General features: G+C 68.6%; 21 protein-coding genes. 15 read left to right on the plus strand and 6 right to left on the minus strand.

The annotated features are described in order from the left end of the window. From Q0L11_RS08460 to Q0L11_RS08475, 4 genes are all read left to right on the plus strand, one after another. The coding region (locus Q0L11_RS08460) for a fumarylacetoacetate hydrolase family protein (protein WP_296596654.1) at positions 1-352 on the plus strand (352 nt) is incomplete at its 5' end. After that, positions 352-999, plus strand: a complete 648-nt coding sequence (gene maiA / locus Q0L11_RS08465; RefSeq protein ID WP_296596656.1) for a maleylacetoacetate isomerase — start codon at positions 352-354, stop codon at positions 997-999. The genes Q0L11_RS08460 and maiA, both read left to right, overlap by 1 nt. After that, positions 999-1,625 (plus strand): carbonic anhydrase, encoded by a 627-nt coding sequence (locus Q0L11_RS08470; RefSeq protein ID WP_296596657.1) that lies wholly within the window; start codon positions 999-1,001, stop codon positions 1,623-1,625. Before maiA ends, Q0L11_RS08470 begins: the two co-directional genes overlap by 1 nt. Before the next feature lie 96 nt (positions 1,626-1,721). Further along, the gene (locus tag Q0L11_RS08475; RefSeq protein WP_296596659.1) at positions 1,722-3,521 is read left to right on the plus strand and encodes a M2 family metallopeptidase; all 1,800 of its coding nucleotides are present in this window, start codon (positions 1,722-1,724) and stop codon (positions 3,519-3,521) included. A gap of 188 nt (positions 3,522-3,709) precedes the next feature. On the opposite strand, the gene Q0L11_RS08480 is transcribed toward Q0L11_RS08475, so the two are convergent. Both Q0L11_RS08480 and Q0L11_RS08485 read right to left on the minus strand, forming a co-directional pair. Continuing rightward, positions 3,710-4,663 (minus strand): 2-oxoglutarate and iron-dependent oxygenase domain-containing protein, encoded by a 954-nt coding sequence (locus Q0L11_RS08480; RefSeq protein WP_296596660.1) that lies wholly within the window; start codon positions 4,661-4,663, stop codon positions 3,710-3,712. 53 nt (positions 4,664-4,716) lie between these two features. After that, positions 4,717-6,600, minus strand: a complete 1,884-nt coding sequence (locus tag Q0L11_RS08485) for a monovalent cation:proton antiporter-2 (CPA2) family protein (RefSeq protein WP_296596661.1) — start codon at positions 6,598-6,600, stop codon at positions 4,717-4,719. 109 nt (positions 6,601-6,709) lie between these two features. Here Q0L11_RS08485 and Q0L11_RS08490 point away from each other — a divergent pair, with 109 nt between their 5' ends. From Q0L11_RS08490 to msrA, 3 genes are all read left to right on the plus strand, one after another. Further along, positions 6,710-7,417, plus strand: coding sequence for a CoA transferase subunit A (locus Q0L11_RS08490; RefSeq protein WP_296596662.1), 708 nt, complete (start codon positions 6,710-6,712; stop codon positions 7,415-7,417). Position 7,418: 1 nt separating this feature from the next. Then, positions 7,419-8,087: a CoA transferase subunit B gene (locus Q0L11_RS08495; RefSeq protein ID WP_296596663.1), complete on the plus strand. Its 669-nt coding sequence runs from the start codon at positions 7,419-7,421 to the stop codon at positions 8,085-8,087. Between the two features lie 102 nt (positions 8,088-8,189). Further along, a complete protein-coding gene (msrA, locus tag Q0L11_RS08500) occupies positions 8,190-8,765 on the plus strand; it encodes a peptide-methionine (S)-S-oxide reductase MsrA (protein WP_296596665.1) in 576 nt (191 codons plus the stop codon). Between the two features lie 3 nt (positions 8,766-8,768). Here msrA and Q0L11_RS08505 read toward each other — a convergent pair whose 3' ends face one another. Then, positions 8,769-10,304 carry a glycosyltransferase family 39 protein gene (locus Q0L11_RS08505; RefSeq protein ID WP_296596666.1) on the minus strand — a complete coding sequence of 512 codons (1,536 nt, stop codon included), beginning with the start codon at positions 10,302-10,304 and terminating at the stop codon, positions 8,769-8,771. Between the two features lie 205 nt (positions 10,305-10,509). Between Q0L11_RS08505 and Q0L11_RS08510 the strand changes: the two genes are divergently transcribed. The 4 genes from Q0L11_RS08510 to Q0L11_RS08525 all read left to right on the plus strand — a co-directional run bounded on the left by Q0L11_RS08510 (position 10,510) and on the right by Q0L11_RS08525 (position 15,524). Then, positions 10,510-12,987, plus strand: a complete 2,478-nt coding sequence (locus Q0L11_RS08510) for a TonB-dependent receptor (protein WP_296596667.1) — start codon at positions 10,510-10,512, stop codon at positions 12,985-12,987. A 136-nt stretch (positions 12,988-13,123) separates the two neighbouring features. Further along, positions 13,124-14,116, plus strand: coding sequence for an agmatine deiminase family protein (locus tag Q0L11_RS08515; RefSeq protein WP_296596668.1), 993 nt, complete (start codon positions 13,124-13,126; stop codon positions 14,114-14,116). Continuing rightward, positions 14,116-14,994, plus strand: coding sequence for an N-carbamoylputrescine amidase (gene aguB, locus Q0L11_RS08520; protein WP_296596669.1), 879 nt, complete (start codon positions 14,116-14,118; stop codon positions 14,992-14,994). The genes Q0L11_RS08515 and aguB overlap by 1 nt, the downstream gene beginning before the upstream one ends. Then, a complete protein-coding gene (locus tag Q0L11_RS08525) occupies positions 14,994-15,524 on the plus strand; it encodes a GNAT family N-acetyltransferase (RefSeq protein WP_296596670.1) in 531 nt (176 codons plus the stop codon). Before aguB ends, Q0L11_RS08525 begins: the two co-directional genes overlap by 1 nt. On the opposite strand, the gene Q0L11_RS08530 is transcribed toward Q0L11_RS08525, so the two are convergent. Both Q0L11_RS08530 and Q0L11_RS08535 read right to left on the minus strand, forming a co-directional pair. Next, on the minus strand, positions 15,521-16,297 hold the full coding sequence (locus tag Q0L11_RS08530) for a phosphatase PAP2 family protein (RefSeq protein ID WP_296596671.1): 777 nt from the start codon (positions 16,295-16,297) through the stop codon (positions 15,521-15,523). The genes Q0L11_RS08525 and Q0L11_RS08530 overlap by 4 nt on opposite strands. A gap of 12 nt (positions 16,298-16,309) precedes the next feature. Further along, a complete protein-coding gene (locus Q0L11_RS08535; protein WP_296596672.1) occupies positions 16,310-17,188 on the minus strand; it encodes a MaoC/PaaZ C-terminal domain-containing protein in 879 nt (292 codons plus the stop codon). 180 nt (positions 17,189-17,368) lie between these two features. Between Q0L11_RS08535 and Q0L11_RS08540 the strand changes: the two genes are divergently transcribed. Beyond that, positions 17,369-18,169 (plus strand): SapC family protein, encoded by an 801-nt coding sequence (locus Q0L11_RS08540; RefSeq protein WP_296596673.1) that lies wholly within the window; start codon positions 17,369-17,371, stop codon positions 18,167-18,169. 40 nt (positions 18,170-18,209) lie between these two features. On the opposite strand, the gene Q0L11_RS08545 is transcribed toward Q0L11_RS08540, so the two are convergent. Next, on the minus strand, positions 18,210-18,602 hold the full coding sequence (locus tag Q0L11_RS08545) for an acyl dehydratase (RefSeq protein WP_296596674.1): 393 nt from the start codon (positions 18,600-18,602) through the stop codon (positions 18,210-18,212). Positions 18,603-18,726: 124 nt separating this feature from the next. Here Q0L11_RS08545 and Q0L11_RS08550 point away from each other — a divergent pair, with 124 nt between their 5' ends. Genes Q0L11_RS08550 through pgi form a run of 3 tightly spaced genes read left to right on the plus strand, consistent with a single transcriptional unit; the run spans position 18,727 to position 23,112 of the window. Beyond that, positions 18,727-20,850 carry a protein-disulfide reductase DsbD gene (locus tag Q0L11_RS08550; RefSeq protein ID WP_296596675.1) on the plus strand — a complete coding sequence of 708 codons (2,124 nt, stop codon included), beginning with the start codon at positions 18,727-18,729 and terminating at the stop codon, positions 20,848-20,850. 23 nt (positions 20,851-20,873) lie between these two features. After that, a complete protein-coding gene (locus tag Q0L11_RS08555) occupies positions 20,874-21,485 on the plus strand; it encodes a redoxin domain-containing protein (protein WP_296596676.1) in 612 nt (203 codons plus the stop codon). A 10-nt stretch (positions 21,486-21,495) separates the two neighbouring features. Continuing rightward, complete coding sequence (pgi, locus tag Q0L11_RS08560; protein ID WP_296596678.1) at positions 21,496-23,112, plus strand: glucose-6-phosphate isomerase; 1,617 nt, start codon at positions 21,496-21,498, stop codon at positions 23,110-23,112. Positions 23,113-23,171: the final 59 nt, after the last annotated feature.

Consider the following 23,171-nt stretch of genomic DNA (forward strand, 5'->3'; position numbering starts at 1 on the left):
CCTGACCCGCCGCGACCTGCAGAACGCCGCCAAGGACAAGGGCCAGCCCTGGGACAGCTCCAAGGGCTTCGACGACAGTGCGCCGATCTCGGCCATCCGCCGCTGGACCGGCGCGCCGCCGCAAGGTCGCATCGCCATCTCGGTGAACGGAACGGTGAAGCAGGACGCCACCGTCGCGGACATGATCTGGAACGTGGCCGAAATCGTCGCCGAGGCCTCCAAGCTGTGGGCGCTCGCTCCCGGCGACCTGATCTACACGGGCACCCCCGAGGGCGTCGGTCCGCTGGTGAAGGGCGACCGCGTCGAAGGCCAGGTCGAAGGGGTGGGCAAACTGGCCTTCACGGTGGCCTGATGGGCTGGACGCTGCATTCCGCCTGGCGGGCGACCGCGCCCTACCGGGTGCGCATCGGCCTGAACCTCAAGGGCTGCGCCTACGATTACCACCCCATCGACCTCCTCGCCGGCCAGCAGCGCGAGCCCGAATACAAGTCGGTGAACCCGCAGGGCCTAACGCCGGCGCTGGAGCTGGGCGACGGGACGATCCTCGCGCAGAGCCTGGCGATCCTGGAGTGGCTTGAGGAGACGCGGCCCGAACCGCCGATCCTGCCGCGGGACGCGCTGGACCGCGCCGTGGTCCGTCGGATGGCCGGGATCATCGCCTGCGACATCCACCCACTGAACAACACCCGCGTGGGCCGCAAGCTGACCGAGCTGGGCGTGCCGGCCGAGGTGCAGAAGACGGAATGGATCCAGGCCTGGATCCGCGACGGGTTCGATGCGCTGGCGCCGCTGATCGAAACCCATGGCGGCCGATATGCGTTCCGCGATAGCCCGACGATCGCGGACTGCTGCCTCGTGCCCCAGGTCTACTCGGCGCGACGCTTCGAGCTCGACCTCACGCCCTGGCCGAAACTGGTCGCGGTCGCCGACCACGCCGCCGAGCATCCGGCCTTCCAGGCCGCACACCCCAACAACCAGCCTGACGCGAAGCCCCTCTGATGCCGAAGACCCTCGAAGACCTGAAAGCCAAGAACAAGGCCTGGGCGGCCGGCAAGGTCGCCGTCGATCCTGGCTTCTTCAAGCGGCTCGAGGGCCAGCAGGCCCCCGAGTACCTATGGATCGGCTGCTCCGACAGCCGCGTGCCCGCCAACGAGATCGTGGGCCTCGACCCCGGCGAGCTGTTCGTCCATCGCAACGTGGCCAACCTCGCCCCCCCGCAGGACGCCAACTACCTGTCGGTGCTGCAGTTCGCGGTCGAGGTGCTGAAGGTGAAGCACATCCTCGTCGTTGGCCACTATGGCTGCGGCGGCGTCGCGGCGGCGGTCGACGGCCAGCGGCGCGGCCTGGTCGACCATTGGCTCCACCCGATCCGCGAGGTGCACCAGGACCACCGCTGCGAGCTGGAAACCCTGCCCGACGAAAAAGCCAGGTGGGACCGCCTGGTCGAACTCAACGTCATCCGCCAGGTGAAGAACGTGGCGTCCGACGTCTTCGTGCAGGACGCCTGGGCCCGCGGCCAGCCGCTGACCGTGCACGGCTGGGTCTATACCCTGGGGACCGGCATCGTGACGGATCTCGACGTCAGCGTGACCGGGCCCGAGGATCTGGCAGAATTCGAGGACTAGGTTCGTCGTCCCCCGGTTGACCCGGGGGCCGACCCTCGCTTGTGTCGGGACCAGAGGCGGCCGCGAGCCGCCACCGGAAACGACCAGGACCTACGCATGAAACTGAAGCTCATGGCCGCCTGTGCGCTGGCCGTCATCGCGTGCGCCGCGCCGGCGTCCGCGCAACCGAAGCCCACCGCCGCCGACGCCAAGGCGTTCGTCGAGAACGCCGAAGCCCAGCTCGACAAGGCCAACGCATTCGCCAACCGCGCCGCCTGGGTGCGGGCCAACTTCATCACCGAAGACAGCCAGTGGCTGGAGGCCAAGGCCAACGCCGAGCAGAACGAGCTCGTCACCCGGCTGGCGGTCGAGGCGGCGAAGTTCAATGGCGTGCCGGTCGACGCCGTGACCGCGCGCAAGCTGAAGCTGCTCAAGCTCTATCTGGTGTCGCCGGCGCCGAACCGGCCCGGCGCGGCCGAAGAGCTGGCCGGCCTCGTGACCAAGCTCGACAGCACCTATTCGTCGGGCAAGTTCGTCTACAAGGGCAAGCCGATCACCCTGAACGACGCGGAGGACGTGCTGGCCGAGAGCCGCGACCCGGCCGAGCTGAAGGCCGTCTGGGAAGGCTGGCACGGGACGGCCGCGGTGATGAAGCCCGACTACGCCCGCTTCGCCGCCCTCTCGAACGAAGGCGCCAAGAGCCTGGGCTTCAAGGACACCGGCGCCCTCTGGCGCTCCAACTACGACATGGATCCCGATGCCTTCGCCGCCGAGACCGACCGGCTGTGGAAGCAGGTGGAACCGTTCTACAAGAACCTGCACTGCTACGTGCGCGCCAAGCTCAACGAGAAATACGGCGACGCGGTTCAGCCCAAGACTGGCCCGATCCGCGCCGACCTGCTGGGCAACATGTGGGCCCAGCAGTGGGGCAATATCTACGACATCGTCCAGCCGAAGACGGCCGACTCCAGCTACAGCCTGGACAAGCTCCTGGAGGCCAAGGGCTACGACCCGGTGCGGATGGTGAAGACGGGCGAGGGCTTCTACTCGTCGCTGGGGTACGCGCCCCTGCCGCAGACCTTCTGGGAACGGTCGCTGATCACCCGTCCGCGCGACCGCGAGGTGGTGTGCCACGCCTCGGCCTGGGACATCGACGACAAGAACGACATCCGCATCAAGATGTGCACGAAGGTGAATGCGGAGGACTTCCAGACCATCCACCACGAGCTGGGCCACAACTACTACCAGCGCGCCTACCAGGCCCAGCCGACCCTGTTCCGCAACGGGGCCAACGACGGATTCCACGAGGCCATCGGCGACTTCGCGGCGCTCTCGGCCTCGACGCCGACCTATCTCAACCAGATCGGCCTGCTGGACACCGTGCCGGGCGCCGAGGAGGACATCCCCTTCCTGCTGAAGATGGCGCTCGACAAGATCGCCTTCCTGCCGTTCGGCCTGCTGGTCGACCGCTGGCGCTGGGAGGTGTTCTCGGGCGAGGTGACGCCGGACCACTACAACGACGCCTGGTGGGCGCTGCGCCTGAAGTACCAGGGCCTGATGCCGCCCGCCCAGCGGCCGGCCGACGCCTTCGACCCGGGCGCGAAGTACCACGTGCCCGGCAACACGCCCTACACCCGCTACTTCCTGGCCCACATCTACCAGTTCCAGTTCCACCGGGCCGCGTGCCAGCAAGCCGGCTGGAAGGGTCCGCTGCACCGCTGCTCGGTCTATGGCCAGAAGGCGGTGGGCGAGAAATTCGAGAAGATGATGGCCCTGGGCCAGTCGCAGCCTTGGCCGCAGACCTTGGCGGTGTTCTCAGGTGAGACGCGCACCGACGCCAGCGCCGTCGCCGACTACTTCAAGCCCCTGGACGCGTGGCTGGTGAAGCAGAACAAGGGGCAACAGTGCGGTTGGTAGGATAACGGCGTGGCCCTTCTCCCCTTGCGGGAGAAGGTGGCCCGCGAAGCGGGTCGGATGAGGGGTCGCGCCGGCCTCTCGATCCGAAACGAAGAAGGGTCGCGCGGACAGTTCTGCACAACCCCTCATCCGTCAGCCTGCGGCCGACACCTTCTCCCGCAAGGAGAGAAGGATAGGCTTGGCGCGGGCTACGCCAGCTTGATCTCCTTGAGCCGCTCCTGGAGGTACCCGTCGGCGGTGATCGGCTCGGGGTAGCGGTCCGGGTGCTGGGCGTCGATCGTGCTGGGCAGCGTCTTGATCAGGTAGTCCGAGTTGAAGTGCAGGAAGAACGGCGTGGAGTAGCGCGGGAAGCCGCGACGTTCGGGCGCCGGATTGACCACCCGGTGCGTCGTGGACGGCAGCTTGTGGTTCACCAGGCGCTGCAGCATGTCGCCGATGTTGCAGACGAGGCTGCCGGCCGGCGGGTTGATCGCGATCCAGCGGCCGTCGTGATCCTTCACCTCAAGCCCGGCCTCCTCGGCGCCAAGCAGCAGGGTGATGACGTTGATGTCCTCGTGCGCGCCGGCGCGGATGTGCGGGCCGTCCTTGGGCACCGGCGGATAATGCAGCAGGCGCAGGATCGAATTGCCGACGTCCACCTTGTCGTCGAAGAAGTGGCGGTCCAGCCCGAGGTAGGTGGAGATCGCCTCCAGCACCTTCAGCCCCATGGCGTCCAGCGCGCTGTACAGCCACTGCACCTTTTCGCGGAATTCCGGCAGCTCGGCGTCGGGCCAGACGTTGTCGGCCATGTGGTCGCGGAAGGGATGGCCGGCCGGCAGGTCGCGGCCCACGTGCCAGAATTCCTTCAGGTCGTAGTGGGTGTGGCCCTTGGCGGTCTCGACGCCGAACGGCGTGTAGCCGCGCTGGCCGGCGAGCGGCAGCTTGTACTTGAGCTTGGTCTCTTCGGGGAGGGCGAAGAACCGCTTCATCTGGTCGATGGCGGCGTCGACCTTGTCCTGCGGCAGGCCGTGGTCGGAGATCACCGCGAAGCCCCAGCGCGCATAGCTGTCACCGAGGCGCTGCGTGAACGCCTTGAAGTCCTTGGAGAAGAGCTCGAACGAGACGGGCTCGATTTTGTCTTGGAGGTCGAGGGCTTGGCTCATGCCGGCGTTCTACACCCGGCGCAGCGCGGTCGCCACCTTGGTGCAAGGTCGCGTCAGCTCGCCTCCAGCCGGCGCCCTTCCGCGGTATCGTTGTCGGCCTCCTCGGCTTCTTCCTTGCGCAGCCGCCGCATCTCGGCGGCGAGGAGCTGCTCCATCGTCTCGCGGCTGTCGCGCACGGCCATGGCGTAGCGCTCTTCCTCGCCATAGGTGGGGGCCAGGCGCTTGAAGAGCGCCTTGTCGTGGTCGCGGAACAGGCTGACCGCCTTGGCCGCACGCCGCTCGGACAGCCCCAGACGCAGGAGGGCTTTCTTGCCGAAGAGCAGGGCGCTCTCAAAGGTCTCGCGCACGATCTCGTCGCCGCCCACTCGCACCAGTTCGTAGGCGTGCCGCCGGTCGAAGGCGCGGGCGATGATGGTGAGGTTCGGGAAGTACTCGGTCGCGGCCTTCACCAGCTCGATGGCCTTATCCTTGTCGTCGATGGCCACCAGCAGGAGCTTGGCCTTGTCGGCGCCGGCGGCGCGCAACAGGTCGAGGCGCGAGGCGTCGCCGTAGTGCACCTGCCAGCCGAACCGACGGATCGTGTCGATCTGCTCGATGGAGCTGTCCAGCAGCACCACCTTGAAGTCGTTGGAAATCAGGAGACGGGTGGCGATCTGTCCGAAGCGGCCAAAGCCGGCGACGATGGCGTCGGGCGCCCCATCGTCGAATGGCAGGTCCTCGGGCTCGGCCAGGCCCGAGGCCCGATTCAGCCAAAGATTCTCGTAGAGGGCGAAGGCGACGGGGGTGAGCGCCATCGACAGCGCGACGACCGCCGTGATCAGCGACGCCTGCTCCGCCGTAAGGACGCGCGCGGCGAGGACGAAGCCGATCAGGACGAAGGCGAACTCCCCGCCCTGCGCCAGTGAGACCGCCACGGTAGCCGCGTCGCGCCGACCTTTCCGGAACACGATCCCCACCGCCCACATGGCGAGGAACTTGGCGGCCATCAGCCCGACGGTCAGGGAGATCACCAGCACGGGCTGGGCCATGACGAGCCCGAAGTTCAGCCCAGCGCCCACAGTGATGAAGAAGAGGCCGAGCAGCAGACCGCGGAACGGCTCGATGTCGGTCTCCAGTTCCCGGCGGAACTCGCTCTCGGCCAGCACCACGCCGGCCAGGAACGCGCCCAGCGCCGGCGACAAGCCCACCATCTCCATCAGCGCCGCCACCGCCACGACCAGCAGCAGGGCCGAGGCCGTGAAGATCTCGCGCAGCCGCGCGGCGGCGATGAAGCGGAACATGGGCCGCACGAGGTAGCGCCCACCCACCACGACGAAGGCGACGGCGGCGAAGGTGGCCAGCACCCCCACCCATTCGGGCTGCCCCTGCAGGATGTTGCCGCCGCCGTGGCCGGCCGCCGGCGCCGCGCCCGCCTGGTGGCCGACCGCCAGCAGGGGCAGGAATGCGAACAGCGGAATGACCGCGAGATCCTGGAACAGCAGCACACCGAACGCCGCCTGCCCGACCGGCCCTTGGCGCAGCCCCTTCTCCTCCAGGCTCTGCAGGACGATGGCGGTGGAGGACATGGCCAGGATCAGGCCTGCGGTCGCCGCGACCCGCCAGCCGGCGCCCAGCAAGAGGGCGACGGCGCCTACCAGCGCGGCGGTCGCGAGCATCTGCGCCATGCCCAAACCGAAGATCGAGGTGCGCATCTGCCAAAGCAGCGCCGGGCGAACCTCCAGCCCGATCAGGAACAGCAGGATCACCACGCCGAACTCGGCGAAGCGCATCACGTCGCCCGCCTCGCCCACGAGGTCGAGCACGAACGGCCCCACCAGCGCCCCCGCGATGAGGTAGCCGAGGACCGAGCCCAGGCCGAGCCGCTTGGCGATCGGCACCGAGACCACGCCGGCCGTCAGGTAGACCAGCGCCTGGATGAGGAAGGAATCGGCGTGCATGGGAGCTCCACTCTAGCCTCCGACACGTGGGTGTGACCTTCAAATCATCAATCGATGAATTTTTCTCGCCCCGGTTCCCAGCCGCCGTTTTGCAGCGTATTTGGCGAGCATGGCGGACAAGGTTTCCAAGGACGCGGTCGAGGCGCTCGCGGGTCGGCTCTTCGACGGCATGACGATCATGGCGGGGGGCTTCGGGCTCTGCGGCATTCCCGAGAACCTGATCGCGGCCATCCGCGCCTCGGGGCGCAAGGACCTGACGGTCGTCTCGAACAACTGCGGCGTCGACGATTTCGGCCTGGGCGTGCTGCTGGCCGGCGGCCAGATCCGCAAGATGATCAGCTCGTACGTCGGGGAGAACAAGCTGTTCGCCGAGCTGTACCTGTCGGGCAAGCTGGAGCTGGAATTCAACCCGCAGGGCACCCTCGCCGAACGCATCCGCGCCGGCGGCGCCGGCATCCCGGCCTTCTTCACCAAGACCGGCGTCGGCACCCTGGTGGCCGAGGGCAAGGAAGTCCGCGAGTTCGACGGCGAGCTCTATGTCATGGAGCGAGGCCTGACCGCCGACCTGTCGATCGTGAAGGCCTGGAAGGGCGATCACGAAGGCAACCTGATCTATCGGATGACCGCCCGGAACTTCAATCCGATGATGGCCACCGCCGGCAAGGTCTGCGTGGCCGAGGTCGAGGAGATCGTCGAGACCGGCGCGCTGGACCCCAACAACATCCACACCCCGGGCATCTTCATCGACCGCATCGTCGAGGGCGCCCAGGAGAAGCGCATCGAGCAGCGCACCGTCCGCAAGCGGGAGATCGCGTAACATGGCCCAGGACGCCAAGGGTTGGACCCGCGACGAGATCGCCGCCCGTGCGGCGCAGGAGCTTAGGGACGGCTTCTACGTGAACCTGGGGATCGGCATCCCGACCCTGGTCGCCAACTACATTCCCACCGGCATGCATGTGACGCTGCAGAGCGAGAACGGCATGCTGGGCATGGGCCCCTTCCCCTACGAGGGCGAGGAGGACGCGGACCTGATCAACGCCGGCAAGCAGACGATCACCGCCCTGCCGATGTCGTCCTATTTCAGCTCGGCCGACAGCTTCGCGATGATCCGCGGCGGCCACATCGACCTCAGCATCTTGGGCGCGATGCAGGTGGCCGCCAACGGCGACCTCGCCAACTGGATGGTGCCCGGCAAGATGGTCAAGGGCATGGGCGGGGCCATGGACCTCGTCGCCGGCGTCAAGCGCGTGGTCGTGGTCATGGAGCACACGGAGAAGACCGGCGCGCCCAAGCTCCTCGAGGCCTGCACCCTGCCGCTGACCGGCGCGGGCGTCGTCGACCTGGTCATCACCGATCTGGCCGTCTTCGATGTCAGCCGCGGCAAGAAGCCCCTCACGCTGCTCGAGATGGCCCCCGGCGTCACGCTCGACGAGGTGAAGGCCAAGACCGCCGCCGCTTTCCAGGTGGCGGAGAAGACGACAGCGTAGCTTCGTTCGTGGCGGAAGGGCCTTGAAGCCGCCACAGCCGTGCTCACGTAATGCCCATTAGGCGCTTGCCGGGCGGGCAAGACGTGAGGAATGCTGAAGTCCATGAAAGTCCTGCTCCTTGCCGCGACCACCGCGGCCGCGACCCTTCTCGCCTCGGCCGCGCCGGCGGCGGCCACCAAGACGGCCGTCTTCGCCGGCGGCTGCTTCTGGACCGTCGAGAAGTTCTTCGAGGCCACGCCGGGGGTGACCGCCGCGGTCTCGGGCTATTCGGGCGGTATGTCGCCCAACCCGACCTATGAGAACCACTCGGGCTACCTGGAGGCCGTGAAGGTCACCTATGACCCGTCGAAGGTCAGCTACGCCCAGCTCGTCGACGTCTTCTACCATCACATCGATCCGACCGATCCGACAGGCCAGGTCTGCGACAAGGGTCCGTCCTACCGCACCGCGATCTTCGCGGGCGACGCCCAGGAGCGGGCGGTCGCTGACGCGGCCAAGGCGAAATACGAGAAGCAGCTCGGCGCGAAGATAACCGTCACCACGCGCAACGCGGCGCCGTTCTACAACGCCGAGGCCTATCACCAGGACTTCTACAAGAAGAACCCCGGCCATTATGAGCGCTACCGGATCGGCTGCGGCCGCGACCGGGTGCTCCAGGTGATCTGGGGCAAGAGCTAGGTCTCAGACGCCAGGGTCTTCGTCCCGCGCCGTCCGCGGCCGCGGGGCGAAACCCTCGCCGATGAACATCTCGACACGGCGCTTGTGGCGCCGGTCCAGCCAGACCGAGCCGATCTCCAAGCCCTGGGTGGCGCGGAAATCGGCCTGCATCTCTGAGCGGCGCCAGCCCTCGTACGACACCATCAGCACCCGCCGGCCGATCGAAGCAGTGAGCGGGGCCGTGGTCTCGGCCTGGTTCCTCGGTCCTTCCATGAGCAGCCAGCTCGCAAGTGGCGGATAGCCGAACGCCAGGCGGTCGCGGCCGTAGTAGCTGACCGCGTAGAACAGGAAGCGGTTGTTCACCGCGATGGCCGTCAGCCCCTTCTCCCGCGCCGCGCGGTCCAGGATCAGGTCCGTCGTCTGGGACCAGCCACGGGCCCGCTTCAGCCCGTTGGCCAGGCCGACCTTGTCCGCCAGGTCAGGCGACATGACCGCCGCCAGGAAGAAGGCGGCGACGGCGCCCTGGATCGCAAGGGCCGCGACAAGCCAGCGCCGGGCGCGCCAGCGCATCAGCCAGGCGGCGACCAGCACCGCGCCGGCGAGGTAGCCCGCGCCCGACCAGTTGGCGTTCGCGCGGCTGATGAACGCCTGGGCAGTCACGATCACCAGCGGTGGCAGGGTGAAGCAGAGTAGCGTCAGGTCCCGCGGATCGAGGCTGCGCCGCCGGGCGGCCAGGACCAGGCCCACCAGCAGGGCGCCCAGCGGAACCGGTCCGAACACGCCGAATTGCGAGCCCACGAAGGCGGCCATCTCGGCGACATTGAACAGTTGCACCCCGCTCCAGGCCGCGTTGGACGCGGTGTGCTGGAAGGTGGCGAAATGGTGCGTGGCGTTCCAGGCGAGGTTGGGCGCCAGCACCGCCGCGAAGGCCGCCAGCGCCGCCGCCGCGGCCGAAAGGCTCCACGCCGACCGCGCGGCCTTCGACAACGCCAGATGGACCGCCAGACCGATGACGAAATAGACCGCGGCGTATTTCGACAGGAACGCCAGGCCCAGAGCCGCGCCGAGGCCGGCCGCGAGCAGGACGCGGTGGCGGCCTTCAGCCTCCAGCAGCATCACATAGGCGAGGATGGTGACGCCCAGAAAGAAGAGCAGGGGCGCGTCGGTGGCCGCCACCAGTGCGGAGAGCTGGATGCCGGGCATCAGGGCGTAGAGAGCGGCCGCCGCCAGACCCGTCGCCCCCCCGTAGAGCCGCCGGCCGATCAGGAACACCATCATCGTCGCGCCCGCCTGAAAGAGGCAGGCGGAGAGGCGCACCCAGGCCTCGGTGTCGCCGCCGATCGCCGTCGTCGCCCAGATGGCCCAGGCGATCACGGGAGGTTTCGAATAGTAACCGAAGTCGAGGGTCCGCGACCAAAGCCAGTACTGCGCCTCGTCCGGATAGAGTTCGAGCGGCGTGCGGAACAGGGCGACCAGCCGCGCCAAAGTGAGCCCCGCGGTCAGCAGGACGGCGGCGCGCAGATCACGAGCAGTCCCTTGCGGCGGAAGGCTTTGCGACATTTCGTTCCTCGAAGGCCGCGAAACCTAGTGTGCTCCGAGGGTATCGCAAATGGACTGATGCGCATTTGCCTCAGTGTGACAGTCTCGGGACCGGCGTCGCATAAGTGTCACCAACGGCCGGATTTTTGGCGTTATAGGGGCCCGAAGACTCAAGGGCGCCTGAGGGGAGCCCTTTCGTTCGAGTCTGTGGGAAGGGGTCTACTCTATGAATAGCAAACTGAGCCGCGCGCTGTGCGCGACCACGGCGCTTGCCACCGGCCTGTTGATTTCGGGCCAGGCGCTGGCGCAATCCACCGGTACGGCGATCGTCGAAGAACTGGTCGTCACGGGCAGCACCGGCCCGCGCAACCTGGGCGGCGCCATCGTCGCCGAAACCGAGCCCAAGGCGCGCGCCTCCATCACGGCGGAACTGATCGAGCGCCAGGCGCCGGGTCAGACGATCCTCGACACGATCAACCTGCTGCCGTCGGTGAACTTCACCAACAACGACGCCTTCGGCTCGTCGGGCGGCGACATCACCATCCGCGGCGTCGATTCCCAGCGCATCGCGCTGCTGCAGGACGGCGTTCCGCTGAACGACAGCGGCAACTACGCGATCTACCCGAACCAGCAGCTCGAATCCGACCTGATCGAGCGCGTGACCGTCAACCTGGGCACGACCGACGTCGACAGCCCCACCGCGGCGGCCGCGGGCGGCACGATCAACTACGTCACCCGCAAGGCCTCGAAGGAATTCGGCGTCCGCGGCGAAGTGGGCTTCGGCTCCGACGACTTCCAGCGCTACTACGGCACCATCGAGACCGGCGAGATCGGTCCGTTCGGCACGCGCGCCTGGATCTCGGGCCTCTACACCCGCAACGATCTGTTCAAGCCGCATAACTCGCCGCTGAAGCCGGCCGGCAAGATCCAGAAGAAGCAGTTCAACGCCCGCATCGACCAGGACTTCGGGACGGTCGGCCAAGCGAGCCTGATCTTCAACTACAACGAAAACCGCAACAACTTCATCAACCGGATCAACCTGGCCACCTTCCAGCGCCAGGGCGTCACCACCACGGGCGCGCCGGACACCAGCATGGTCGCGCCGACCACCTGCCTGCGTCCGACCCCGGCCGCGGGCTCGGCTCAGGTCGACAACTCGGGCGCGTTCACCTGCCCGAGCAACTACTACGACTTCAGCATCAACCCATCGAACACCGGCAACATCCGCGGTCTGTCGAGCTGGCGTCTGACCGACGCCCTGACGCTCACCGTCGACCCGTCGTTCCAGTACGTGCTGGCCAACGGCGGCGGCGCCCAGATCTTCGCGGAAAACGACCCGCAGCTCCGCGGCAACTCCTCGGCGGCCGGCGTCGACCTGAACGGCGACGGCGACATCCTGGACCGCGTCTACCTGTACCGCCCGAACACGACGAACACCCGCCGCTACGGCGTCACCTCGTCGCTGATCTGGAAGTTCGCCGACAACCAGAGCGTCCGCGTCGCCTACACCTTCGACCGCGCCAAGCACCGCCAGACCGGTGACATCGGCTACGTCGACGCCGACGGCACGCCCGCCAACCCCTTCGGCGGCAAGGACGGCTACGGCAAGGCGATCACCCTGCCCGACGGCACCAACCTGCGTCGCCGCGACCGCTACTCGGTGGCGCTGCTGAACCAGGTGTCGGCCGAATACCGGGGCCGGTTCCTGGAAGACAAGCTGCTGCTGAACGTCGGCCTGCGCGCCCCGTTCTTCAAGCGCGACCTGAACAACTACTGCTACCAGCAGAACACGTTCAACGCGTACTGCACGACCCAGGTCGGCACGCCGGTCCCCGGCACGAACGACGGCACGGGCAAGCCGCTCGTGACCTTCCCGGCCGCGACGCTGAACTCCAGCGCCACGCTGCGCTACGGCCAGCCGCGCTCGTTCACGCGCAAGTATGACGACGTGCTGCCGAACGTCGGCGCCAGCTACAAGATCACCGAGGACTGGACGGTGTTCGGCAGCTACGCCGAGACCCTGTCGGCGCCGCGCACCGACGACCTGTACGACCAGATCCTGGTCGACCCGGGTCCGGAACGCACCAACACCTACGACCTGGGCCTGCGCTACCAGACCGGCACCCTGATGATGCAAGCCGGCGTCTACATGACGAAGTTCAAGAACCGCATCGAGCGGGTTCTGGACGAGCCGTCGGGCGTCGCCTTCTCGCAGAACGTCGGCGACGTGGACTACAAGGGCTTCGACATCCAGGCCGGCTTCAAGCCGACCGAGGAGCTGAGCGTCTACGGCTCGTATTCGTACATCGACTCCGAGATCAAGGATAACATCCCCAACGCGGTGGCCGGCATCCTGGCGACCAAGGGCAAGGAGATGTACGAGACGCCGAAGCACCAGGGCTCGGTGCGGGTCCAGTGGGATCCGATGGAAGTCCTGAGCCTTGGGGTGCAGGGCAAGTTCGTCGGCGATCGCTGGACGAACCTGGTCAACACCGAAAAGTTCAACGGCTACACGCTGTGGGACCTCGATGCGCGCGTGAAGCTCGACCAGTTCGGCCTGAAGAACACCTACCTGCAAGGCAACGTCCGGAACCTCTTCGACGAGCGTTACCTGGGCGACATCACGACGAACCTGACCGGCACGGCTCTGGGCCAGCCGGGCTACCGTCGCACTTTCATCCTGACCCTGCACGTCGAGTACTAGGACAGGCAGGTCCGGGACACGGACGTGGGAACGGGGCGGCCGCAGCGATGCGGCCGCCCTTTCTCTTTTGGGGAATGCTTGACGTGGGGGGCCCCGGGGGCCATCTGCGCGCGGCTTTTGGAGGTCTGAGCGTCAGATGAGCTTTGTCGTTCCCGCGGAATGGGCGCCCCACAAGGCGATGTGGCTGGGCTTCCCCAGCCATGCCGACCTTTGGGAAGACAACCTCGAGCCCGCTCAGGCCGAGGTGGCCGCGCTGGCCCGCGCGCTCGCGGGCGTCGGCGGCGAGACGGTCAAGCTGATGACCGGCCATCCGGATGGCGAGGCCGCCGCCCGCGACATGCTGGGCGGCCTGGCCAACATCGAGATCGTCCCGGGCGCGTTCGGCGACATCTGGCTGCGCGACACCGGCCCGATCTTCGCGCAGGGCAAGGCGCACGCCTTTCGTTTCAACGGCTGGGGCGGCAAGTACGAGCTGGAGCACGACGACACCGTCGCCACGCAAATCGCCACCGCCGCGGGCGCGCCGCTCGTGCAGAGCGATTTCATCCTGGAAGGCGGCGCCGTCGACCACGACGGCGCGGGCACGGTGCTGACCACCGGCCAGTGCCTGCTCAACCGCAACCGCAATCCCGGCTGGACCGAAGAGATCGCCGCCGAGGCGCTCGGCAGGGCGCTGGGTGCGAAGAAGCTGCTGTGGCTGGGCGAGGGCCTGGTCAACGACCACACCGACGGCCACGTGGACAACCTGGCCCGCTTCGTCGCGCCGGCGACCGTCGCGATCCCCGTGGCCTGGGGCAAGGGCGACCCGAACGCGCCCGCCTTCGACGACGCCGCCAGGCGTCTGGCCGAGATGACCGACGCCGAGGGCCGCAAGCTGAAGGTGGTCCGCATCCCCTCCCCGGGCTGGATCGACGGCGACGACGGCCGCCCGGTCCCCGCCAGCCACATGAACTTCCTGATCGCCAACAAGGCGGTCATCGTGCCGATCTATGCCGATCAGCCGGGCCAGTTCGCCGTGGGTGCGCTGAAGGAGGTGTTTCGCGACCGCGAGGTGATCGGCCTGCCTTCCAACGCCATCCTGAGCGGCGGCGGATCCTTCCACTGCATCACCCAGCAGGAGCCGGCCTGATGTCGCGCGAGATTACGGTGGCCGCCATCCAGACGTCGTACGGCGACGACCTGGCGGCCAACATCAAGAAGACCGAGGGCTTCATCCGCGAGGCGGCCGCCAAGGGCGCCCAGGTGATCCTGCCGTCCGAGCTCTTCCAGGGGCCCTACTTCTGCGTGGCCCAGGAGGAGCGCTGGTTCGCCACCGCCTACCCGTGGCGCGAGCATCCGTGCGTGAAGGCCCTGGCGCCGCTGGCGGGCGAGTTGGGCGTCGTCCTGCCGATCTCGATCTTCGAGCGCGAGGGCCCGCACTACTTCAACAGCCTCGTCATGGCCGACGCGGACGGCAGCCTGATGGGCGTCTACCGCAAGAGCCACATCCCCGACGGCCCTGGCTACATGGAGAAGTACTACTTCCGGCCAGGCGACACCGGCTTCAAGGTCTGGGACACGCGCTTCGGCCGCGTGGGCGTCGGCATCTGCTGGGACCAGTGGTACCCCGAGGCAGCCCGCGCCATGGCGCTGATGGGCGCCGAGGTGCTGTTCTACCCCACCGCCATCGGCTCCGAGCCGCACGACCCCAGCCTGGACACCGCTCTGCCGTGGCGACGCGCCATGCAGGGCCACGCGGTCTCGAACGTGATCCCGGTCGTAGGCGCCAACCGCACGGGCTTCGAGCCCTGGGAGGGCTATCCCAACGGCGGCCAGCGCTTCTACGGCTCCAGCTTCATCGCCGACCACCGGGGCGACCTGATGGGCGACCTGGGCCGGGACGACGAGGGCGTGATCACTGCCACCTTCGACCGCGACTTCCTGCAGACCCACCGCGCCGCCTGGGGCTTCTTCCGCGACCGGCGGACCGACCTCTACGGCGCGCTGGCCAGCCCGCGGCCCGCCTGATGATCGAGACGGATCGCCTCATCCTGCGGGCGTTCCGCGATGAGGATCGCGCGCCGATGGCCGCGATCAACGCCGATCCGCGCGTCAACGAATGGCTGGGCGGGCCGATCACGGCGGAGATGACCGACGCGACCATCGCCCGGGTGAACGCCCACATCGCTCAGCACGGCTTCGGCTTCTTCGCGGCCGAGCGGAAGGCGGACGGCAAGTTGATCGGCATGATCGGCCTGCAGATCGTGCGCGACGAGCTGCCTCCGGCCCCCGGCGTGGAGCTGGGCTGGCGGCTGACGCCCGAGGCGCAAGGGACCGGTCTCGCCACCGAGGGCGCGGCGGCCGTCCTGGCCTGGGGGTTCGCGAACCTGGACCGCGACGAGCTGATCGCCTTCACGGCGCACAACAACGTCCGCTCCCAGGCCGTCATGCGCCGCATCGGCATGGCGCACGATCCGGCCCGCGACTTCGACCACCCCGTGCTGGTCGAGGGCCATCCGCTGCGGCGGCATGTGGTGTTCGTGGCTAGGCGGACCTAGCCGTCGCACCCGAGCGGCTTACCCTTCGCAACGGCGATCTCGCGCTTCGCCGCCGCCATGTCCGCCTGGAACGCCGGCTCGGAATGCAGGCGCGCCACCATGGCCGAGCCCAGGCTGCGCCCCGCCTCCACGTCCGAGATGAAGTGCACGCCGCAGATCACCCGGCTCTCGCCGGACTCACGGCCCAGCGTCAGCAGCGGGTCGGCTTTCGCCGGAGACAGCTCGGTCAGCACCAGCGCCCAGGACCATGCCGTCATCGAGTGCCCCGATGGATAGGACGCGTTGGTCTTCATCCAGTCCTCGCGCGGCACGCACAGCGGCGCGTCGTTGCCGATCAGCGGACGCTTGCGGTCGTAGAAGTCCTTGGCCGGCGTACCCACGGTCCGCACATCCAGCTCGATCTTGTGCAGGATCTTCCAGGTAACCGGCGTCTGCGTCTCGTTCACGTCGACGCCGAGAGCGCACGAGAACCGCTTCAGCGCCCCGCCGCCCCACAGGTCATTGTCCTGGATCGCGGTCTTCCAGCGCGGACTGCCTTCCAGCTTCCGCGTCTCCTCGAACAGCGCCCGATCCGCCTTGCCGTGCGGCGAGTCCGGCGCCGGTGGCGGGCCCAGGATCGTCTTCCCGTCCAGCGGATTGGCTGCGAAATAGCCAGCCAGCTTCGTCGGGCGCGGCCCCATCGAGGCGTCGGACGCCTGCGCGCCTGGCGTGGAGGCCGAGGCGCAGGCGGAGAGGGCGAAGACCGCCGCGGCGGTCAGCAGGTGTCGGATCAACGCGATGCTCGTCTAGCTTCGAAGGACCGTCTTGCCGTTCTTGATGACGGTGGCGTTCCGCTCCTTAACCCGCGCCTCGAACGAGATCACGTTTCCATCGATCCACAGGTCGACGGTGATGGTGTCGCCGGGGAAAACAGGCGCCGAGAAGCGGACCTGATGGCTCTGGATACGGTCGGCGTCCCAGTCCACCACCTCCTGCAGCACGGCGCGGCAGGTGATGCCGTAGGTGCACAGCCCATGCAGGATCGGGCGCGGGAAGCCCGAGCGCTTGGCGCTCTCCGGATCCGAGTGCAGCGGGTTGCGGTCGCCGTTCAGGCGGTAGAGCAGCGCCTGGTCCTCGCGCGTGGTGATGTCCACCGACTTGTCGGGCGCGCGCGTGGGCACAGGATGCGGCTCGGGCGCGCCGTCCGCCGGCCCGCCGAAGCCGCCGTCCGCCCGGCAGAAGCTGGAGCCCGTCAGCGTGGCGACCTTCTCGCCCTTCTCGTCGCGCCAGACGGTCTCGCTGACCAGTACGGCGCCCTTGTCCTTGCCCTTGTCGAACGCGCCGATGGTGCGGCTCTCGGTCGTGAAGGTCCCGGACGTCGGCAGCGGACGGTGCAGCTCCACCTTCTGCTCGCCGTGCACGAGCATCAGGTAGTTCGGCTGGCTGGGGCGGTGGCCGTCCTTGGTGGGCAGCGGTTCGCCGCGGCCGGCGCCCGATGCCAGCACCGTGGCGGCGGTCGGCACGACCTTGAGGTTCTTCTCGTAAACGAAGGCCAGCTCGGTCTCGTTCATGGGGTCGGCCCCCAGGCCCACGCCCAGGGCGTAGAGCATCACGTCCTTGTCGCCGTAGCTGAACGTGCGCGGCCTGGTCCCCTGGTCGAGGATGTCGGGATAGTAGATGGGCATGTGGGCGTTCCCCGTCGTCTTTTCGCGTGACGTGTTCTGCTAGCGATTGAAGGGGCTCCGCGGCTCCGGCGCAAGCGGGCGGCCGCATTTGCCCGTCGAACCCGGATCGGCTAGAGGGAGCGACCTTGCGCGCCATGGCCGGACGCCGGCGTCGCCGCTCCACGAATTCGAAGGTTTGTAATGTCCGAGACCCAAATGATGCCGCCGGGCCAGCTCAGCGGGAACGTGCTGTTCTATTCGAAGCCCGAGCCCCTGGCGAAGGAGCTGCACGGCAAGATCGGCGTGAAGCGGATGGACGGTCCCTTCAAGTTCGCCAAGGCCGGCCATGCCATCCCGCTGACCGTGGGCGAGTTCCCGCTGGCCGCGGTGACCGGCCCGATCATCTTCGTGGGCGACGAGAAGCTGCCGATCGCGGTGATGGGCCTGAACGCTGGCGAGAACATGTTCGTCAAGGACGACGGCACGTTCGAAAGCGGCATCTACATCCCGGCCTACGTGCGCCGCTATCCGTTCGTGTTCGCCAACGACGAACAGAACAACCAGATGGTGCTCTGCATCGACCGCAACGCCGAGTTCATCGTCGACAAGGGCTTCGACATGCCCTTCTTCGACGAAAAGGGCGAGCCGACCGAGTACACGAAGAACTGCATCGAGTTCTGCAACAACTTCGAGGTCGAGCGTCAGCGCACGATGAGCTTCGTGCAACTCCTGAAGGACCTCGACCTGTTCGAGACCAAGGAAGCGACCTTCACGCCGGCCAACCCGGACGGCACCGCGGGCGAGCCCCAGAAGATCGCCGAGTACTTCGGCGTCTCGGAAGAGAAGCTGAACGCCCTGCCGCCGGCCAAGTTCGTCGAGCTTCGCGACAACGGCGCCCTGGGCCAGATCTACGCCCACATGCACAGCCTCGTCGGCTGGGACCGCCTGATCGCCCTGGCGCTGACCAAGGCGAACGAGCAGCCGGCCGCCGCGAACGCCTAGGGCCGAGCGTCTCCCTCCCCTTCGGGGGAGGGATGGCCTCTTACCTCTGAAACACGCTTCGGGTCAGGCAACTGAAGACCAGCCGCCCGGCCTCGTCGAGGACGTCGTGCTGGGCGATGACGATGCCCTTGTCGTCGCCCACCGGGTCCTTGGCCATGACGGTCATCCGCCCCCGCAGCAACTCGCCGGCCGGCGGATTTCGCATCCAGCGCAGCGCGTCCACGCCCAGGCGCTTGGTCTGCGGCCAGTCGGTGGCCGCCACCGCGTCCAGCTTGGCCCAGATCGCATAGACCATGGCGTCCGGCGCGCCGCGATCCAGCGCCCAGCCCGGCGTGAAGGCGGTGACGAATGCGTCAAGGGCCTTGGCGTCCACGGCGCAGGCGCCCAACGAAACCACCTGGCCGATCTCGATGTCGTCGAACGAAGCGGGCACCGGGTCTCCTTCGCGAACGTGATTCCCGATCATGGCCCGCGCACGGCTCAAGTCGAGCCCGCTTTGCGCTATGGACACACCGCGCCATATAACGCCCACACGGCCGGCGCAGCTTGAGGTCATGATGCGGTTCCTGATGGGCGCACTTTCCGCCCTGATCCTGTCGAGCGCGGCCGCGGCCCAGCCCGTGAACACCGGCCACCTGACGGCCGAGCTGGTCGCCGCGAGCCAGGGCGTGGCGCCTGGCCAGACGGTGACGGTCGCCCTGCGCCAGAAGATCCAGCAGGGCTGGCACACCTACTGGCGCAACGCCGGGGACAGCGGCGAGCCCACCAAGATCACCTGGACCCTGCCGCCCGGCTGGACCGCATCGGACTTCACCTGGCCCGCCCCGAAGCGCCTGCCGGTCGGCCCGCTCACGAACTACGGCTACGACGGCGAGGTCCTGCTGCCGGTCACGGTCACCGCGCCGGCCGGCGCCGCGCCGGGCTCGACGGTCACGCTCAAGGCGGTCGCCAACTTCCTGGTCTGCGCCGACATCTGCGTCCCCGAGGACGCCAATCTCTCGCTGCAGCTCCCGATCACCGCAGGTCCGGCCCCCGCCGATCCGCAGTGGGGCGCGAAGATCGTCCGCACGATCGCCGAGGCCCCGAAGCCGGCCGGGCTGACCGCCGCCTTCGAGAAGCAGGGCGAGGCGGTGAAACTGGCCATCGTCGGGCCAGCCCTCAAGGGCGCCGACATGGCCGGGGCCTATTTCTTCCCGTTCGCCGGGACGATCATCGACCACGCCAAGCCGCAGGCCATCGACCGTGGTCCGGAGGGGCTCACCCTGTCCCTCCCGCCCGGCTACGACTTCCAGTCGCCCACCCCTCCGAAGAGCCTCGCCGGCGTGCTCGAGGTGGACGGCAAGGCCTACGAGCTGACGGCCGCGGCCGGTCCGCTTCCGGCCGGCGCCGCCGGCCTGGGACCTCCGCCCGTCAAAATCGCGGCGCCGGCGGGCGCGGCCAACCTCGGCCTCGCCTCGGCCGCGGCCCTGGCCCTGGTGGGCGGCCTGATCCTCAACCTGATGCCCTGCGTCTTCCCCGTGCTGGCCATGAAGGCCGCGTCGCTCGCCGGCCACGGAGGCCACGACGCCGCGGCCCGTCGGCAAGGCCTGGCGTTCGGGGGTGGGGTGCTTGTGACGTTCCTGGGCCTGGCGGCGACCCTGATCGCGCTACGCGCCGCCGGTTCGGCGGTCGGGTGGGGCTTCCAGTTGCAGGATCCGCCCGTGGTCGCGGCGCTGGCGCTCCTGATGCTGCTGGTGGCGCTTAACCTGTCGGGCGTCTTCGAGATCGGCACGTCGCTGCAAGGCGTCGGCACGGACCTGGCGGCCCGCGGCGGCCTGTCGGGCAGCTTCTTCACCGGCGTCCTCGCCGTGGTGGTCGCCGCCCCCTGCACGGCGCCGTTCATGGGCCCTGCGCTCGGCTGGGCCCTGACGCAGCCTCCGGCCGCGGCCTTGGTCGTCTTCCTGGCCCTGGGAATCGGCTTCGCGCTGCCGTTCGTGGCCGTGGCCTTCGTGCCGGGGCTGCTCTCCCGTTTGCCCCGGCCGGGTCCGTGGATGGACATCTTCAAGAAGGCGCTGGCCTTCCCGATGTACGCCGCGGTCGCCTGGCTGGTCTGGGTTCTGACGGTGCAGGTGGGCTCGGACGCGGTGCCGCGGATCCTGGGGGCGGCCGTCGCCCTGGCCCTTGCCGCCTGGATCGCCGGCGCCGCCCAGCGGCAGCACGCCAGCGGTCGTCATCACGTCGGGCTCGCGGCGGCGGCCACGCTGGTGGGCGCGGTCGCCGTAGTGGGCGGTGTGCTGTGGCCGGCCTACTCGCTGGCCGAGACGCCCACCGCGTCGGGCGAAGCGAAGCTGGACGAGCAGGCCTACACGCCCGAGAAGCTCGCCACGCTGCAGGCCGAGGGCCGCCCGGTCCTGGTCAACTACACCGCCGCCTGGTGCGTCAGTTGCCAGGTGAACGATCGCGTCGCGCTTTCCACCAACGCGGTGTCGGAGGCGCTGAAAAGAAACAACGCCGTCTACCTCAAGGCCGACTGGACGAAGCGTGACGCCTCCATCGCTGCGGAACTGGCCCGCTTCGGGCGCGCGGGCGTACCGCTCTACCTCGTGTATGGCGCCAAGGGCGGGGAACCGGTTATCCTGCCGTCGATCCTGACCGAAGGCGTCGTCGTGAAAGCCCTGGACGCCGCCGGCAAAGCCAGTTGATCCAACCCGCGCAAGGAGCCGCCATGCCCCGCGTCCTCGCCGCCATCGCCATCGCCACGACCGTCTCAGCGCCCGCCTTCGCCTCGCCGACGCTGGGGCAGCCCGCTCCCGCATTCCAGGCAGTGGACGCCGCCCGGCGGACCCGCTCGCTGTCCGAGTTCCGCGGCAAGACCGTGGTCCTGGAATGGACCAACAACGGCTGCCCATACGTGCAGAAGCACTACAACTCGGGCAACATGCAGGGGCTGCAGCGCCAGGCAGCCAAGGACGGCGTGGTCTGGCTGACCGTGATCTCGTCTGCTCCGGGCATGCAGGGCTATCTGACCGGCCCGCAGGCGCGCCAGTGGAAGGGCGAGGTGAAGGCCGCCTCGGCCGACGTCCTGCTCGACCCCAAGGGAACCGTGGGCCGCGCCTACGAGGCCAAGAGCACGCCACACATCTTCATCGTCGATAAGGCCGGCAGGCTCGCCTACATGGGCGGGATCGACGACCGGCCCTACTCCGATCCCGAGAGCCTCAAGGGCGCGACGAACTATGTCGCGGCCGCCCTCGGCGACATCAAGGCGGGGCGCGCCGTGGCGCAGCCGGCCACCAAGCCCTATGGCTGCAGCGTGAAATACGGCTCCGCCGAATAGAGAGGTCCTCTTGTCCACGTCCGACGCCGCCTGGGCGGCCCTCTCCAAGGCCGCCGACGCGGCACGCGGCCGCCGCATCGCCGGCCTGTTCGCCGCCGAGCCTGAGCGGTTGAAGCATCTGACGCTGGGCGCGGCAGGGCTGGAGATCGACCTTTCGAAGCAGCCCTGGTCGCTGGACGACCTCGCGGTCATGCTGGATCTGGCGAAGGCGTCTGGCGTCGAAGCCGCCCGCGACCGCCTCTTCGCCGGCGAAATCGTCAATGCCTCGGAGGGCCGCCCGGCCTTGCACATAGCCCTGCGCGCGCAAGAGGGCGCCGATTTCCGCGCCGACGGCCAGCCCGTGTCCCGCGAGGTCGAGGCCACCCGCGCCGCCATGGCCGCCTTCGCGGAGGCGGTGCGGTCGGGCGGCAAGACGGGGTGCACCGGTCTGCCGTTCCGCACCATCGTCCACATCGGCATCGGCGGCTCGGACCTAGGCCCGCGGCTGATCTGGGAGGCCCTGAAGCCGCTGGACCCGCAGATCGACCTGCGGTTCGTGGCCAACGTCGACCCCGCCGAGCTGGCCCAGGCCCTGACCGGCCTCGATCCCGCCGAGACCATGGTCGTGACCGTCTCGAAGACCTTCACCACGCTGGAGACGCTGACCAACGCCGAGGCCGCCCGCTCATGGCTGCGCGCGACACTGGGAACGGCCTCGGACAGCCACCTCGTCGCCGTCTCGGCCGCGCCGGACAAGGCCCAGGCGTTCGGCGTTCCGGCCGATCAGGTGTTCGGCTTCTGGGACTGGGTCGGCGGCCGCTATTCCATCTGGTCGTCGGTCGGCCTCTCGTGCGCCGTGGCCCTGGGATACGACGTCTTCGCCCGCATGCTGGCCGGCGCGCGGACGATGGACGAGCACTTCCAGACCGCCCCCCTGGCCGCCAACGCCCCGGTGCTTCTGGCGCTGGCCCATGTCTTCAATCGCAACGGGCTTGGCCGCCCGATCCGCGCCGTCGTGCCCTACGCCCAGCGCCTGCGCCTGTTCGCCGCTTTCCTGCAGCAGCTCGAGATGGAATCGAACGGCAAGCGCGTCACGGCCGACGGCCTGCCCGTCGCGCACCCGACCGCCGCCAGTGTGTTCGGGGACGCCGGCACCAATGGCCAGCACGCCTTCTTCCAACTCCTCCACCAGGGGACCGACGTGGTCCCCGTCGACATCCTGGCCGTGGCCGAAGGCAGCGAGGGCGATCCCGCCGCCCAGACCAAGCTGCTCGCCAACGCCATCGCCCAGGCCGAGGCCCTGCTGGTGGGACGCACCGAGGCCGACGTGCGCGCCGAACTCACCGCCGCCGGCAAGTCGCCCGCCGAGATCGACAAGCTGGCGCCGCAGCGCACGTTCCCCGGCGACCGGCCGACCAGCTTCCTGCTGTTGGACCGCCTGGACCCGGAGCGGATGGGCGCCCTGGTGGCCCTCTACGAGCACAAGACCTTCGTCGAGGGCGTGCTCTGGGGGATCAACAGCTTCGACCAATGGGGCGTGGAGCTGGGCAAGACGCTGGCGACCCGTGTCCTGGCCGAGCTGGAGGGCGGGCCGGCGGGCCAGCACGATCCGTCGACGGCGGCGCTGATCGCCCGGCTGAGAAGCTGAACCGGAGCCGGCGCCGCACCGACCGCCAGCTTGCTCCGGGCCGGCGCAACAGGTCATCC

The sequence above is a fragment of the Phenylobacterium sp. genome (assembly GCF_024508875.1).
Lineage (GTDB): Bacteria > Pseudomonadota > Alphaproteobacteria > Caulobacterales > Caulobacteraceae > Phenylobacterium.

What these genes read in the sequence shown, in the direction of transcription:
- Q0L11_RS08485 (WP_296596661.1), bottom strand. Translation starts at nt 6,600, where the DNA reads ATGCACGCCGATTCCTTCCTCATCCAGGCGCTGGTCTACCTGACGGCC.
- aguB (WP_296596669.1), top strand. Translation starts at nt 14,116, where the DNA reads ATGTCGCGCGAGATTACGGTGGCCGCCATCCAGACGTCGTACGGCGAC.
- Q0L11_RS08540 (WP_296596673.1), top strand. Translation starts at nt 17,369, where the DNA reads ATGTCCGAGACCCAAATGATGCCGCCGGGCCAGCTCAGCGGGAACGTG.
- Q0L11_RS08510 (WP_296596667.1), top strand. Translation starts at nt 10,510, where the DNA reads ATGAATAGCAAACTGAGCCGCGCGCTGTGCGCGACCACGGCGCTTGCC.
- maiA (WP_296596656.1), top strand. Translation starts at nt 352, where the DNA reads ATGGGCTGGACGCTGCATTCCGCCTGGCGGGCGACCGCGCCCTACCGG.
- Q0L11_RS08535 (WP_296596672.1), bottom strand. Translation starts at nt 17,188, where the DNA reads ATGCCCATCTACTATCCCGACATCCTCGACCAGGGGACCAGGCCGCGC.
- Q0L11_RS08495 (WP_296596663.1), top strand. Translation starts at nt 7,419, where the DNA reads ATGGCCCAGGACGCCAAGGGTTGGACCCGCGACGAGATCGCCGCCCGT.
- Q0L11_RS08525 (WP_296596670.1), top strand. Translation starts at nt 14,994, where the DNA reads ATGATCGAGACGGATCGCCTCATCCTGCGGGCGTTCCGCGATGAGGAT.
- Q0L11_RS08480 (WP_296596660.1), bottom strand. Translation starts at nt 4,663, where the DNA reads ATGAGCCAAGCCCTCGACCTCCAAGACAAAATCGAGCCCGTCTCGTTC.
- msrA (WP_296596665.1), top strand. Translation starts at nt 8,190, where the DNA reads ATGAAAGTCCTGCTCCTTGCCGCGACCACCGCGGCCGCGACCCTTCTC.
- Q0L11_RS08470 (WP_296596657.1), top strand. Translation starts at nt 999, where the DNA reads ATGCCGAAGACCCTCGAAGACCTGAAAGCCAAGAACAAGGCCTGGGCG.
- Q0L11_RS08505 (WP_296596666.1), bottom strand. Translation starts at nt 10,304, where the DNA reads ATGTCGCAAAGCCTTCCGCCGCAAGGGACTGCTCGTGATCTGCGCGCC.
- Q0L11_RS08490 (WP_296596662.1), top strand. Translation starts at nt 6,710, where the DNA reads ATGGCGGACAAGGTTTCCAAGGACGCGGTCGAGGCGCTCGCGGGTCGG.
- Q0L11_RS08550 (WP_296596675.1), top strand. Translation starts at nt 18,727, where the DNA reads ATGCGGTTCCTGATGGGCGCACTTTCCGCCCTGATCCTGTCGAGCGCG.
- Q0L11_RS08475 (WP_296596659.1), top strand. Translation starts at nt 1,722, where the DNA reads ATGAAACTGAAGCTCATGGCCGCCTGTGCGCTGGCCGTCATCGCGTGC.
- Q0L11_RS08555 (WP_296596676.1), top strand. Translation starts at nt 20,874, where the DNA reads ATGCCCCGCGTCCTCGCCGCCATCGCCATCGCCACGACCGTCTCAGCG.
- Q0L11_RS08515 (WP_296596668.1), top strand. Translation starts at nt 13,124, where the DNA reads ATGAGCTTTGTCGTTCCCGCGGAATGGGCGCCCCACAAGGCGATGTGG.